At 62.5% G+C, this 13,951-nt stretch carries 14 protein-coding genes; 4 read left to right on the top strand and 10 right to left on the bottom strand.

What is annotated here, in order from left to right; genetic code table 11:
* The first annotated feature begins 3 nt into the window (after window positions 1–3).
* Together FN060_RS10930 and FN060_RS10925 are read left to right on the top strand one after the other, a co-directional pair.
* Entirely contained in the window at window positions 4–882 is an 879-nt protein-coding gene (locus FN060_RS10930; RefSeq protein WP_142588051.1) for a cytochrome c1, read from the top strand.
* A gap of 122 nt (window positions 883–1,004) precedes the next feature.
* Window positions 1,005–1,544, top strand: coding sequence for an adenine phosphoribosyltransferase (locus FN060_RS10925; protein ID WP_142588050.1), 540 nt, complete (start codon window positions 1,005–1,007; stop codon window positions 1,542–1,544).
* A 24-nt stretch (window positions 1,545–1,568) separates the two neighbouring features.
* On the opposite strand, the gene FN060_RS10920 is transcribed toward FN060_RS10925, so the two are convergent.
* From FN060_RS10920 to ychF, 3 genes are all read right to left on the bottom strand, one after another.
* A complete protein-coding gene (locus FN060_RS10920; RefSeq protein WP_142588049.1) occupies window positions 1,569–2,036 on the bottom strand; it encodes a MaoC family dehydratase in 468 nt (155 codons plus the stop codon).
* Window positions 2,033–2,503, bottom strand: coding sequence for a MaoC family dehydratase (locus FN060_RS10915; protein ID WP_142588048.1), 471 nt, complete (start codon window positions 2,501–2,503; stop codon window positions 2,033–2,035). Before FN060_RS10915 ends, FN060_RS10920 begins: the two co-directional genes overlap by 4 nt.
* A gap of 200 nt (window positions 2,504–2,703) precedes the next feature.
* Window positions 2,704–3,807, bottom strand: coding sequence for a redox-regulated ATPase YchF (ychF, locus tag FN060_RS10910; protein WP_142588047.1), 1,104 nt, complete (start codon window positions 3,805–3,807; stop codon window positions 2,704–2,706).
* A gap of 151 nt (window positions 3,808–3,958) precedes the next feature.
* Between ychF and clpS the strand changes: the two genes are divergently transcribed.
* Window positions 3,959–4,273 (top strand): ATP-dependent Clp protease adapter ClpS, encoded by a 315-nt coding sequence (gene clpS / locus FN060_RS10905; RefSeq protein WP_142588046.1) that lies wholly within the window; start codon window positions 3,959–3,961, stop codon window positions 4,271–4,273.
* A gap of 51 nt (window positions 4,274–4,324) precedes the next feature.
* Here the strand turns inward: clpS and pth are convergent, their stop codons facing one another.
* Together pth and FN060_RS10895 are read right to left on the bottom strand one after the other, a co-directional pair.
* Window positions 4,325–5,041, bottom strand: a complete 717-nt coding sequence (gene pth, locus FN060_RS10900) for an aminoacyl-tRNA hydrolase (protein WP_142588045.1) — start codon at window positions 5,039–5,041, stop codon at window positions 4,325–4,327.
* 172 nt (window positions 5,042–5,213) lie between these two features.
* Window positions 5,214–5,828, bottom strand: coding sequence for a 50S ribosomal protein L25/general stress protein Ctc (locus tag FN060_RS10895; RefSeq protein WP_142588044.1), 615 nt, complete (start codon window positions 5,826–5,828; stop codon window positions 5,214–5,216).
* Between the two features lie 262 nt (window positions 5,829–6,090).
* On the opposite strand from FN060_RS10895, the gene FN060_RS10890 reads away from it, so the two are divergent.
* Window positions 6,091–8,145, top strand: a complete 2,055-nt coding sequence (locus tag FN060_RS10890) for a putative bifunctional diguanylate cyclase/phosphodiesterase (protein WP_077546906.1) — start codon at window positions 6,091–6,093, stop codon at window positions 8,143–8,145.
* Window positions 8,146–8,175: 30 nt separating this feature from the next.
* On the opposite strand, the gene FN060_RS10885 is transcribed toward FN060_RS10890, so the two are convergent.
* From FN060_RS10885 to FN060_RS10865, 5 genes are all read right to left on the bottom strand, one after another.
* Window positions 8,176–8,427 carry a hypothetical protein gene (locus FN060_RS10885; protein ID WP_077546732.1) on the bottom strand — a complete coding sequence of 84 codons (252 nt, stop codon included), beginning with the start codon at window positions 8,425–8,427 and terminating at the stop codon, window positions 8,176–8,178.
* Window positions 8,428–8,571: 144 nt separating this feature from the next.
* Window positions 8,572–10,845: a methyl-accepting chemotaxis protein gene (locus FN060_RS10880; RefSeq protein ID WP_142588043.1), complete on the bottom strand. Its 2,274-nt coding sequence runs from the start codon at window positions 10,843–10,845 to the stop codon at window positions 8,572–8,574.
* 109 nt (window positions 10,846–10,954) lie between these two features.
* The gene (locus tag FN060_RS10875; protein ID WP_052638886.1) at window positions 10,955–11,887 is read right to left on the bottom strand and encodes a ribose-phosphate pyrophosphokinase; all 933 of its coding nucleotides are present in this window, start codon (window positions 11,885–11,887) and stop codon (window positions 10,955–10,957) included.
* Window positions 11,888–11,997: 110 nt separating this feature from the next.
* A complete protein-coding gene (locus tag FN060_RS10870; protein ID WP_142588042.1) occupies window positions 11,998–12,720 on the bottom strand; it encodes a hypothetical protein in 723 nt (240 codons plus the stop codon).
* 78 nt (window positions 12,721–12,798) lie between these two features.
* Entirely contained in the window at window positions 12,799–13,950 is a 1,152-nt protein-coding gene (locus FN060_RS10865) for a M24 family metallopeptidase (RefSeq protein ID WP_142588041.1), read from the bottom strand.
* Window position 13,951 lies beyond the last annotated feature (1 nt).

The following is a 13,951-nucleotide window of genomic DNA, read 5'->3' as shown; positions in this document are numbered from 1 at the left end:
GTTATGAAAAAGCTTGTTACAAGCATCCTTTCGCTGGCCGTCGTGGCGGGCCTCGGCCTCGGTACCGCGCTCGCTCAGGACGAGCATGCAGCCGACGGCGAAGCCCATGCAGAGGGCGCAACACCGCACTATCCCATCAACAAGCCGCGGGAAGTCGACTGGAGCTTTGCCGGTCCCTTCGGCCACTACGACAAGGGCCAGCTGCAGCGGGGACTAAAGGTCTACACGGAAGTCTGTGCCGCCTGTCACTCCATGACTCTGGTCTCGTTCCGTACGCTCGAGGACCTTGGTTACTCGGAAGAGCAGGTGAAGGCTTTCGCCGCCAACTACCAGGTGACCGACGGCCCGAACGACGACGGTGACATGTTCGACCGCGCGGCGGTACCTTCCGACTACTTCCCGCCGCCGTTCCCCAACGCACAGGCCGCAGCCGCTTCCAACAATGGTGCTGCGCCGCCGGACTTCTCCCTGATCGCCAAGGCGCGCGGTGTCACCCGCGGCTTCCCGCAGTTCGTGTTCGACATCTTCACGCAATATCAGGAAGGTGGCCCGGACTACATCTACTCGCTGCTGACGGGCTACCAGGAGCCGCCGGAAGGCGTCGAGGTTCCGGAAGGCACCTACTACAACCCGTACTTCATCGCCTCGGCTTCGCTCGCCATGGCCCCGCCGCTCTCGGATGGCCAAGTCACCTATGACGATGGCGCTCCGGAAACGCTCGACCAGTACTCCAAGGACGTCTCCGCGTTCCTGATGTGGGCTGCAGAGCCGCATCTGGAGGATCGCAAGCGCACCGGCTTCATGGTCATGGTCTTCCTGCTGATCTTCACCGGGCTCATCTACCTGACGAAGAAGTCAGTCTACGCCAACAAGGAACACTGAGGCAAACCCTCGGCTACGACAAAAAAGGCGATCTCCGGGTCGCCTTTTTTTGTTGGGGGACCTCGGATAAATCGCTAGGTTTCCTGCGCCCGTTCCTTACGTTCCAGCAATTCGGACTTCCCATGACCAAGCCCATCGACCTCGCTGCCTCCGTCCGCTCGATCGTGGACTACCCGAAGCCCGGGATCATCTTCCGTGACATCACGACCTTGCTAGGCGACGCGGTGGTCTTCCGCCAGGCGGTGGACGAGCTTGTGCGGCCCTATACGGGGTTGGGGGTCGACAAGATCGCCGGCATCGAGGCGCGCGGCTTCATCCTCGGAGGGGCGTTGGCGCACCAACTCTCGGCCGGTTTCGTGCCGATCCGCAAGAAGGGCAAGCTGCCGCACGAGACCGTGCGTATCGCCTACAGCCTCGAATATGGCGTCGACGAGATGGAGATGCATGTGGATGCCGTGAAGCCCGGCGAAAAGGTCATCCTCACCGACGACCTGATCGCCACCGGTGGCACTGCGGAAGGCGCTGTAAAGCTATTGCGCCAGCAGGGGGCGGAGATCGTCTCGGCCTGCTTCGTCATCGACCTGCCGGAGCTGGGCGGGCGCCGCAAGCTCGAGGCACTCGGCGTCGAGGTGCGGACGCTGATGGAGTTCGAGGGACACTGACGTCTGTCGGAAAACTGCGGGCGCCTATTCGAACTCGAGCACGGTTCCGTCGTAGCGCATGACGACCTCGCCATGCTGGTTGACCCCGTCATTGGAGGTCAGGTTGAGCCATGTGCCGGGACGTGATGCCAGGGGTCGGCTGTCTACGACTTCCACCGAATAGGTGATGCTGTCGCCGGCATAGACGGGCTTCAGCCACTGGAGTTTCTTGAAGCCTGCGGAAGGGCCAAGTTTCGGCGCGACCAGCCCTTCGGCTTCGAGCCTTGCCACTTCGGCGTCCCAGTAGGCGATATAGGTCTTCATCCAGCCGGCGCAGGTGTGCCAACCGGATGCACAGAGGCCGCCGAAGACGGAGCCTTTGGCCGCTTCCGGATCAGTATGGAACGGTTGCGGATCATATTTTCGCGCGAAGCGGATGATGTCCTCCGAAGTGAACAGCATGGTGCCGGTAATCACCTTCCTGCCCGGTGGAGAAAGCTCGATCAGTCTCATTGCGGTTCTCTGACGGGAGTGCGCGATCGCATCATGATCGGGTTCTCCCCCTTCATCACGAGTTCGCCCCGCTGGTTCTCCACCTCATGGAGGAAGGTCACCAAGCCGATGCCGGGGCGCGAGCGGAGTTCGCGGGCCGACACGACCGTCGAGCGCCCGGAAAGCGTATCGCCGGCGAGAACCGGCCTCTTCCATTCCATAAAATCGATGCCGGGCGATCCTTCCGAAGACGATTGCGACAGCCATCCGTCATACATCATGCGCATGAACATACTGCCCGTGTGCCAGCCGGAAGCGGAAAGGCCTCCGAGGATGCTTGCCTTGCCCGCCGCCTCGTCGAGGTGCATGGGCTGCGGGTCGAACTCGGCAGCAAATTCGACGATCTTCTCTGCGCTGACCTGCCGCTCGGGCAGCGGAAAGACGCGTCCAGGCGTGAAGTCTTCAAAATGATAGTCCGGTTCCGCCATTCGGATTCCTCTTGCCGATTCCGCGTGGCACAATGGCGGGGCAGGGGTGCAAATTCAAGGAGTGTCCATGTCTAACTGGCTGGATCAGGCGGATTTCCTCAGAGCACTGGAAGCGCCGGCTGCCCGATAAAAAAGGTGCGCTGACCGCACGCGGGCATACATAGTAGAAGGCGCCGAAACAACGGCGCCTTTCTGCTTCTTCAGGTGTTGAAGCGGAAGTGGATGACGTCGCCGTCGTGGACGACGTACTCCTTGCCTTCGTCGCGGCCCTTGCCGGCTTCCTTCGCACCGACTTCGCCCTTGTAGGCGATATAGTCGTCATAGCCGATGGTGAAAGCGCGAATAAAGCCGCGCTCGAAATCCGTGTGGATGACGCCCGCCGCCTGCGGGGCCTTCGTGCCGCGCACGATCGTCCAGGCACGGGTCTCCTTGGGGCCGACGGTGAAATAGGTGATCAGGTCGAGGAGGTTGTAACCGGCACGAATAAGGCGATCCAGGCCAGCCTCCTCGAGGCCGAGAGCCGACAGGAACTCCGTCGCCTCGTCTTCCGGCAACTGCGCCACTTCAGCCTCGATCGCGGCGGAGATGATGACGCATTCGGCGCCCTGTTCGGCGGCCATCTTGGCGACCGCTTCCGTGTGCGCATTGCCGGTCACAGCATCGGCTTCCGCGACATTGCAGACGTAGAGCACCGGATGGGAGGTGAGGAGGTTCAGGCCCTTGAGGATGTCGATCTCCTCGGGGCTCATGGTCTTCAGGAGCAGGCGCGCCGGCTTGCCGTCCTGCAGCAGCTTGATGACCGCTTCCATGACAGGAAGCTGGGCAAGGGATTCCTTGTCCTTGCCGGTCGCCCGCTTGCGGGTCTGCTCGACCCGGCGCTCCAGGCTTTCGAGATCGGCGAGCATCAGCTCGGTCTCGATGGTCTCGGCATCACCGACCGGATCGATGCGGCCCTCCACATGGGTGATGTCGGTATCCTCGAAGCAGCGCAGGACATGAACGATCGCGTCGACCTCGCGGATATTGGCGAGGAACTTGTTGCCGAGGCCTTCCCCCTTCGATGCGCCCCGGACAAGCCCGGCGATGTCGACGAAGGAGATGCGGGTCGGGATGATCTCCTTCGAGCCGGCGATCTGGGCGAGCTTCTGCATGCGCGGATCCGGAACGGCCACTTCGCCGGTGTTCGGCTCAATGGTGCAGAAGGGATAATTGGCGGCCTGCGCTGCAGCCGTCTTCGTCAGAGCATTGAAAAGTGTCGACTTGCCGACATTCGGCAGGCCCACGATGCCGCACTTGAAACCCATCGGTAGAGATACCTGTTGCTGGAAACGATCGTTGGCTTGGCTATGGGATAAACGGCCCGAGGGGTCAAGGGTCGATCCCGGTTGCTGTTGAATGCGGCCCGGGCCGGTGCCATACTTTCCGCCGTTCATCCGATGTCACGGCGAGGTCAATATGCCGACGAAGGACGACACGATCCTCCTGCCCAGGACAAAGACCAAACCGAAGCACGAGCGGCCGAAGCTCTACAAGGTCATTCTGGTCAATGACGACTATACGCCGCGAGAATTCGTGGTGATGGTTCTGAAGGCTGTCTTTCGCATGCCCGAGGAGACGAGCTACCGCGTCATGCTGACCGCCCATCGAATGGGCACCGCCGTGGTGGTGGTCTGCGCCAGGGACATTGCAGAGACGAAGGCGAAGGAAGCCGTCGATCTTGCGAAGGAAGCTGGCTACCCGCTGATGTTCACTACCGAGCCGGAGGATTGATCACTGCGCCGGGCGGTAGAGGTAAAGCAGTCCGTGGCGGCTGGTTCCGGATTAGTCGACCTTGCCCCCGAACAGCTTCTTCAACATGTCGGCCATCGGTCCCGTCGCCGGCGCGGCGGGCTTCTGGTTCCGTGCCTGGCGGATGTGCGACTGCATTGCCGGCTTTTTCGGGTCGGGTGCCGCGGCTTGAGCGGCGGGCTTGTCGCCGACCGCCAGGGCCAGCTTGTTCAGGAACTGCGAGTCCTCGCCCTTCACCAGCATCGCCGCATTGTCGGCGATGGCATCCAGAAGTGGTTCGAGCCACGTGCGATCCGACTTGGCGAAGTCACCCAGGACATGATTGTGTACGAGCTCCTTGGAGCCCGGATGGCCGATCCCGAGGCGCAGCCGGCGGTATTCCTTGCCGCAATGGGCGTCGAGAGACTTGACGCCGTTGTGTCCGCCATGTCCGCCGCCGGTCTTGAGGCGCACCTTACCCGGAGCAAGGTCGAGTTCGTCATAGATGGCGAGAATGTCGGCCGGGGCGAGCTTGTAGAAGCGCATGGCTTCGCCGACCGCTTCGCCGGAGAGGTTCATGTAGGTCTGCGGCTTCATCAGCAGGACCTTCTCGCCGGCAAGTTCGCCTTCCGAGATCTCGGCCTTGAACTTCTTCGACCATGGCGCGAACCCCGGCAGGCGCTGAAGCGCGTCGGCGGCCATGAAACCGATATTGTGGCGGTTTCCGGAGTATTTGGGGCCAGGATTTCCCAGGCCAGCGATGATCTTCATATGCAAGAAACCCGTGTTCAGCGGTATCGCCTTCTCCACCTTGAACGCCCGCGGAAGTCAACCGGTTTCCTCGCCGCCAGCGCGCTCCGCCTTTCGGCCGGCAGATCGCCTCTAGGGTCCGAAAACAAAAAACCCGCCACGAGGGCGGGTTTCGTTCGGCAAATGCAGAAGCTTACTCGGAAGCTTCGCCCTCAGCCGGCTGCTCTTCTTCCTCGACGCCGGCCGCCGGGGCGACGATGGTCGCGATGGTGAAGTCGCGGTCGGTGATGACCGGCTTCACGCCCTTCGGCAGGGTAACGTGCGAGATGTGGATGCTGTCGCCGATCTTGAAGCCGGTCAGGTCCACGGTGATGGAGTCCGGAATGGCGTTGGCCGGGCAGTTGAATTCAACCGTATGGCGGACGATGTTCAGGACGCCGCCGATCTTAACGCCGGACTTCTGGTCGTTGATGAAGTGGACCGGCACGTCAACGGTAACGGCGGTGTCCTTCGAGACGCGCAGGAAATCGACATGCATGGTGAAGTCGCGCACCGGATCCAGCTGGTAGTCCTTCGGCAGAACCTGGTACTTCTTGCCGTCGACATCGATGGTCGCGATGGTGGTCATGAAACCACCGGCATGGATGCGCTTCGTCACTTCGTTGGTCGAAAGTGCGATGGAAATGGGGGGCTGCTTGTCACCATAGATGACGGCAGGGATGAAACCGTTGCGGCGAAGTTCACGGGCGGACCCCTTACCGACCCGTTCGCGCGCCTCGGCCTTGAGCTCGTAAGTTTCCTGGCTCATGGCATGTCCTTTCGAGGTTGTTTGGAGAGTCTGACCGTGCAACCGGTGCACGGAGGAGACTGGGAGGACACCTCGCGATGCTCTCCATCCGCGTTGCCTCCAAGGGTGTCTACGCGGACCGGCGGGCTATAATACAAAGGTTGCCGGATGGCAAGCCGACGCCGGAGGACCTGACATTCGTCAAGTCTTTACCATGTCAGCGAACGGATAGAACACACATGGGATGTTAGAACGGCGTCATATTCTCATGGATCGGCTCATCATGTCCCGCATTTTCTCCTGCCTTTTCATCGAACACGATCTCCGCTACGTCGCCGCGGCCGTTCTTGTTCTCGCAATGGGCGCGACGCTGACGATCCGGCTGTTTTCGCGGGTCACGCGGCGCCGGGGTCTGGAGAAGGGAATATGGCTGTTCCTCGCCGGGTTCATCGGCGGATCGACGACCTGGGCGACGCACTTCCTCGCCATGCTCGGATACACGACAGGCGGTATCGCAGGTTACGAGCCGGGCGGGACGCTCGCATCACTTGCCGTGTCGATCGGAGGTGTCACGGCGGGCCTCGCCATCTCGGCCTATGGCGGCCGGAGCATGCTGCTGGAGGCGGGAGGTGTGGTGCTGGGCCTCGGGCTCGGCGCCATGCACTATCTTGGCATGTCAGCCTATGAGGTGCAGGGGGAGATCGTCTGGCGTCTCGACTATGTCGCGATGTCGCTTCTGGCCGGTGCCTTCTTCTCTGCCGTTGCGATGAACCGGGCGGCTCGTCCGGTCACCCGTTTCTGCCGCTATGGGGCGGTCGCCGCATTGATCGTGGCGATCGCATCCGTGCATTTCATCGGCATGGCTGCCATTGACCTGGTGCCGGACACCACGCTGGAGGTCCCGCAATCGGTGATCTCGTCCGCGGTGCTCGGTCTCGGTGTGCTCGGCCTGATGATGGTGCTGCTGGCGCTCGCGGCGGCAAGCTACCTCATCGATGCCAGCACGATGCGCGAGGCCGTCGAGCGATACCGGCAGCTTTCCCTCCAGGACCCGCTCACGGGCCTGCCGAACCGCTCGGCCTTCCAGGAAGAGCTCTCGGAGGCTTCCGTCCACGCAGTGGGATTGGGAGCCAGGGTCGCGATCCTCTCCTTCGATCTCGACCGCTTCAAGGAAGTGAACGATGTGCATGGGCATTTGGCCGGAGACGCGGTGCTTCGCACCATCGGCGACCGCCTGGCAAGCGTCATCAGCGATGGCGAGTTCGTCGCGCGGATCGGCGGCGACGAATTCATCGCCATGACGCGCCGTTATTACGGACGCGCGGATGCCTCGCGGCTGGCGGCGCGGATGATCGCGGAGATCGTCAAGCCCATCGAATGGAACGGCAATAGCCTGAATGTCGGCACCAGTGTGGGTGTTGCCATTCTGGACGACGATGTGGAGGTCGAGGACCTCCTCGCACAGGCGGACGTCGCCATGTACCGCGCCAAGGAGACAGGCTCTAACGCCGTCTGTTTCTATGATGCCTCCATGGATCGGGCTGTGCGGGAGCGGAACGTGTTGGCGATGGACATGCGTTCGGGCTTGCTAAGGGGAGAGTTCCAGCTCAACTACCAGCGCCAGAACGACACATTCACCGGCGCTGTCGTCGGCTTCGAAGCGCTGCTGCGCTGGAACCATCCTTATCGCGGAAACGTGCCGCCGTCCGAGTTCATACCGATCGCCGAGCGCAGCGGCTTCATCGTGGAACTCGGCGAGTGGGTACTTCGCGAAGCCTGCCGAGAGGCAGCAAGCTGGCGCAATCCGCTATCGATCGCCGTCAATGTCGCGACACAGCAGCTTGCCGATCCGCGCTTTCCCGGTGTCGTCCAGGACATTCTGCAGGAAACCGGCCTAAATCCGGCGCGTCTGGAGCTGGAAATTACCGAGACCGGCATCATCGCCGATCATCAACGGGCTCTGCAGACCATACGCCACCTCAAGAGTCTCGGCGCTAAGATCGCGATGGACGATTACGGAACGGGCTATTCCTCGCTCTCCATGCTGCTCGCCTTTCCCTTCGACAAGATCAAGATCGACCGCCAGTTCGTCGATGGCGTCGCCACCAGCGCGCAATCTGCTGCTATCGTGCGGTCGACGCTCATTCTCGCCTCGAGTCTGGAAATCCCAGTCCTTGCCGAAGGGGTCGAGACGGATGAGCATGTCAACTTCCTCCGGGATGAGGGCTGCGTGCAGGTGCAGGGCTATTTCTATGGCAAGCCTGTGCCGCGCACAGAGATCGAGGCAATCGTAAATGCGGTCGTCGATCGCCGGCCTGATCAGGCGAAGGTCGCCTAGAGCCGGGCCTTCAGTATCGTTCCGGCTCCGCTAGCGCGGCTCGCCCCCCGGCGGATAGGCCGTCTTCTGCTCAAACCGGAACTTGTGGCCGCACTGGCAGCGGACCATGTATTTGCGGGGATCCTGGGACGGGAACTCCGCCAGGAACCCCGCCGGCATCTCGTCGATCCGGAAGTCCCTGTTTCCCCCGCGTCTCTCCTCGCTTTCAGACACTTCGGCAAAACCCGAGTGGCCGCATTGCGAACATTCCAGCTTCCTTGAATAGCGATCGCGCGCAGCCATGATTGCTCCTGGGGTGTTTCCGTCTTCGGCGGGTACACCTAGAGCCTTTGGGGCGGGATGCAAACGGGACCACTGCCAAGCCCACAAAAGAAAAGCGCCGGCTCCTGGTGGAGCCGGCGCTTTGAATGTCGAGACGGGGCGGGGTCAGGCAGCGCGACGATCGCCCTGAACTGCGCCGGCATTGCCGATGGAGAAGTGGCTGATCTGCTCGTTCAACACTTCCGCCTCGTTGGCCAGGGAATGGGCCGACGCTGAGGTCTCCTCGACCATGGCGGCATTCTGCTGCGTCACTTGGTCGAGACCGCTGACGGCGGAATTGATCTCTGTCAGGCGCGCCGACTGTTCACGCGACGAGCCGACGATCGCGCCGATATGCTCGTTGATCGACTGGATGTTGCCCTGGATGTGTTCCAGGCTTTCTCCGGTCTTGAGGACGAGCGCCACGCCGTTCTCGACATCTGAGGCCGATGCCGTGATCAGGGCGCCGATGTCGCGCGCCGCGGTCGCCGACTTCTGGGCGAGTTCCCGGACTTCCTGGGCGACGACGGCAAAGCCCTTGCCGGCTTCACCGGCACGTGCCGCCTCGACGCCGGCATTGAGGGCCAGCAGGTTGGTCTGGAAGGCGATCTGGTCGATGACGTCGATGATCTGACGGATCTTGGAGGAGGAGCTTTCGATCCGCTCCATCGCTCCGATCGCATCGCGCACCACGGCTGTGGAGGTGTGTGCGCCCTTCAACGTGTCGGCCGCGACGTCCACCGCCGTCTCGCAACGGTTCAGGGCGCCGTTGACGGCTCCAGTCATTTCGCCGAGAGCCGCGGCAGCCTCTTCCAGTGCCGCAGCCTGACGTTCGGTGCGCCGCGACAGATCATCTGAGGCCATCTTCAGTTCGCTCGAACCTGCCCGGATGGTGGTGACGCTGCTGCCGATCGCGGAGATCGTCTCTTCGAGGCCGGCCAGCGAGTTGTTGAAGTCGTGGCGCAGGTGATCGAGCGACGGGGCGAAAGCCTTGGTGATGCGCTGGTCGAGCTTGCCGCGGGAGAGGGCGGCGAGACCGGTTGCGAGCGCCGAGACGGCTTCTTCGATCTCACGGGCGCTGGCGGCCTTCTCGGCCTCCCGCTGCTGCCGCTCCTCGTCGATCTCCTCGCTCTTGCGGTGAGCCTCTTCCTCCATGCGTTCCTTGTCCAGGGCGCCCTGGCGGAAGGATTCGAGCGCGCGAGCCATGGTGCCGACCTCGTCGCCGCGCCCGGTATGCTCGACGACGATCGATTTGTCGCCGTCATTGAGACGGTTCATCAGCCTGGCGAGTTCCGTCAGCGGACGCGTGAGGCGGGCAGCGATGTACGTGCCGGCGAGGCCCATCACGACCAACACGGCAAGCGTGGCGAGGATCGCCCAATAGGCGAGTTCGCGGGCTGACGCCAATACCTGCGCTTCGTTCTGACCCACAGCCAGAAGGTGCTTCTCGCCGAAGAGGGAAACCGGCTGATAGGCGAAGAACAGCGGCTTGTCGGCCACGGTTGCGAAGGCCGAGCCGGTGGTCTGCCCTGTGGCCGCTTCGGCAAGATCGGCCGGGACGTCGTGGGATTGTCCGTCGACGAAGGAGCCGGTGCGGAAAGCACCCTTGCTGTCGAGCAGCAGCGCTTCGTCGATCGACGTGCCGTACTCCTTGGGGGTGACGGCGTTGACCAGTCGCTCTGCCGACACCCGGAAGATGACCGCACCCTTGACGACTGTGTCCCCCCAGGAGGAGACGGCCAGTTGCTTGCCGATCAATGCAGAAGGCTTGCCGCCATCGGCATCGAATGGAGCGAAGGTCGAGGTGTGGATCTGGTCGGAAGAGCCGCCGTTGATCCGGCCGAGGATCTCGTTGATGCCGGAGATCGCCGAGGCCTGTTCGAGGAGCTCCGGGCCCTTGGTGACGGAGTAGATCACCTGGCCCTTCGTATCGACGATATAGATTTCACTGACGCCGGCGTTCTTCCAGGCGCTCACGATCGTGCCGTGGATGGTCGCGTGCTGGATCGCGTACAGGAGCTTCAGCCCGGCGTCGCTCAATTCGGAGCGCTGCATGGGGGTGAGGTCCGACTTCTGGTAGGCGGCCCGGATCTGGTCTCCCTCGGCGGGGATGATGTTGGACATCGTATCGACCGCCTGACCGATCGCGCTGTTCTGACCGAGTTCGCTCAGCGCCTGTTGGATCCTGGCCTGGTATGTCGAGAGATCGTCGGACTGGTTGGCGGCGATCGACTCAAGCCGAAGCTGGCTGGCTTCGATGAGCCCGCTCTTGCCGATCTGATAGCTCAGCAGGCCGACGGAAAGGCAGGATACGAAGGTTGCACCAACGACGAGCCCGGCGAACTTGGCCTTCAGCGACCAAGATTTTCCGGCGCCGACACGCTTCAATGGCTGCGACATGACGATAAAAATCCCCCACACACGTAAAAATGGTGCGGAAGCTTTGTCAGTAATTCATTGCGGCTGCGTTAATGAACGACTCTCGTATACTGCCGTCCCGAACCGCCCGTCAGTCGAAGAGGCTGGAGACCGATTCCTCTGAAGCCGTCCGATTGATGGCTTCGCCGAGCAGGTTTGCGGTGGTGACGACGCGGATATTGTGGGCCGACTGCACGGCCGTGGTCGGCTGGATCGAGTCGGTGATCACGAGTTCGCGCAGCTTGGACGAGGTGATGCGGGCGACGGCGCCGCCCGACAGGACGCCGTGGGTGATATATGCGGTAACGCTGGTTGCGCCCTTATCCAGGAGGGCTTCCGCTGCATTGCATAGCGTTCCGCCGGAATCGACGATGTCGTCGACCAGCAGGCAGTCCTTGCCAGCGACTTCACCGATCACGTTCATCACCTCGGACTCACCGGCACGTTCGCGGCGCTTGTCGACGATGGCAAGCGGACAATCGATCCGCTTGGCGAGCGAGCGGGCGCGCACGACGCCGCCGACATCGGGTGAAACGACCATGACGTTCCTGACGTCGTAGTTGTCCTTCACGTCGCGGGCGAGGATCGGCACGGCGAAGAGATTGTCGGTCGGGATGTCGAAGAAGCCCTGGATCTGGCCTGCATGAAGATCGAGTGTCAGGACGCGGTCGGCGCCCGCCTCGGTGATCAGGTTGGCGACGAGCTTGGCGGAGATCGGCGTGCGGGGGCCGGCCTTGCGGTCCTGGCGGGCATAGCCGAAATAGGGGAGGACGGCGGTGATGCGCTTGGCAGAGGACCGACGGAAGGCGTCGATCATGATGAGGAGTTCCATCAGGTGGTCATTGGCAGGGAACGACGTGGACTGGATGACGAAGACATCCTCGCCTCGCACGTTCTCCTGTATCTCTACGAAGATTTCCTGGTCTGCAAAGCGTCTGACGCTGGCTTTTCCGACTGGTACATTGAGATAGCTGCAGATCGCATCGGCAAGCTGCCGGTTCGAATTGCCTGCGAAAACCTTCATTTCGGTCCGCCCGTTCTGACGCTGGATGGGCGCCTTTTACCGTTGCACTAGCCGAATGCAAGAGCGTTCGGTCCGGCTCCCCTAATTTTATGAATAAACCGTGACGTCCCTCAGCCGGGACGTGCACTCTTCCAGGCTACATATTCGTTGATCGTCTTGGTGGCGATCGTCTCCATGGTGGCAGTGGGAACGGCCGACCACGGATCGCCGCGCGGAGAGGCCGCGATCCGCTCCTGACCTTGTACGCGGTGCAGCCGGCCGCCGCTGTTGTCGAGGATGTCCCAGACATAGACGACGGTAATGGCTTCGCCGTCGGCGAAGGCGGAGAAATATCCCTTGAGGATGTGATCCGTCGTGCTGTCGCCTGAGGCTCGGATCGTCAGCCCGCTCGCACGTGCCTGTGTCCCGAGCTGGCGTGAAAGCGGTGTTACCGCCTGCAGGGGCGCGCCGATGATGGGGAGGAAGCGGATCGAACCTCGCGTGGCCACGTCCTGTGGGGCCGGCTGTGCCGGTGCCGCCGCTGGCTCTGCTTGCTGAGGCTGTTGGACGGGCTGCGAGCGAGCCGCTGAGGAAGCGCCCGATTGCAGAGCCTGAGCCTGTGCCTCGAGCGTGTTTTGCGGCGGGTACTGTCGGGGCTGTTGGCCGTAGGTGTCAGAGCGGTAGTCCTGCGGATCGGGCGTCCGCGCAAGCCGGTCGGCCTCGGCCTGCGTCACCGGTGTCGACGGCCGCAGCCCTCCACCAACATCGGCGGGCGGCGTCAGAGCGTCGGTCGTGCATCCAGCCAAAATTGCCGAAGACAATGCGACGACCAGTCCTGCTATCACCAACCGCATGCCGCCTCCGTCGCCCGGTTCGCCCGCGCCGAACTTAGAAGCTCGGTTTCCGGCCTGTCAAATCGGCCTGTGGATGCCTCATCTCAGGATGAGGTCGAGGCCGTGGCGCGACAGTGGTTCAGGAGCGTCCTCCGTGGTGAGATAGGTGTGGCCGAGGGTCATGGCCGTGCCGGTGTCGGAATCCATGATGATCATGTGCGTGAACAGCGTCATGTTCGGCAGGATTTCCTGCGGGTTGCCGACATGGAACATCTGGTGCTCCATCCATGAGGGGGAGAAGCGGGCGCCGAGAGAGTAGCCGCAGGCGTTGAGCCTATGGCGCGTCAGTCCGCGCTCGTCGAATATCTCCGCGTGGGTATCGAAGACGTCCCCGAACGTATTGCCCGGGCGAAGCACGTCTTCGATCCCTTTGATCGCTTCGTGGCACGCCTTGTAGAGCTCCCGGTGACGAGCGCTTGGCTCTCCAATCACCACGGTGCGCATCATGGCGGCGTGGTAGTGGGCACTGACGCCGGCCCATTCGAGCGTGAGCTGGTCGCTGACTTCGAGCGTCCGCCGGCCGGCCTTGTAGCGGCAGAGCAGGGCGTCTGGGCCCGAACCTATGATGAATTCGTTCGCCGGGTAGTCGCCGCCGCCGCTGAAGACGGCACCCTGCATGGCGGCGAGGATATCGGCCTCGCTTCCTCCCGCCTTGATGAGGGGAAGAGCCGCATCCAATGCATCATCTGCCAGTTCGGCCGCACGCCTGACATGGGCGACTTCGGCGGGACTTTTGACGAGGCGAAGCCCGCTGACCAGGTATGAGGCGTCGATGATCTGGCCGAACGAGGCGAGCTGATTGTCCAGGAGGCGCGCCACCCGTCCCGTCATGCCGTGCGTGTCGAATTCGATGCCGATGCGGGCGCCCAGCAGATCGAAGTCGCTCAGGAGGTTCTTCAGGTCGAGGGTGGGGTCGGCGTTCACACGGTCGACCCAGACGACCACATTCTCGATGATCGACGTGTGGCGGGCCTGCCGGAGGTCGGCCGAGCGGGTCAGGAGCGTCATCGTTCCGTCCGCCTTGACCACGAGGGTCTGGAAGAAGCAGTAGCCGAAGCTGTCGTAGCCGGTAAGCCAGTACATGCTTTCCTGGGCAAAGAGCAGCAGGGCTTCCAGCTTCTCCTCGCGCATCTTCTCGACAAGGCGCTCGAGCCGGGCGGCATATTCCTCGCGTTCGAAATGCAGCGCCATA

The organism is Pseudorhizobium halotolerans (genome assembly GCF_902153235.2).
Classification (GTDB): Bacteria; Pseudomonadota; Alphaproteobacteria; order Rhizobiales; family Rhizobiaceae; genus Neorhizobium; species Neorhizobium flavum.
The sequence above is the reverse complement of the archived record's forward strand: the minus strand, read 5'-3'. Positions and strand labels throughout refer to the sequence as shown.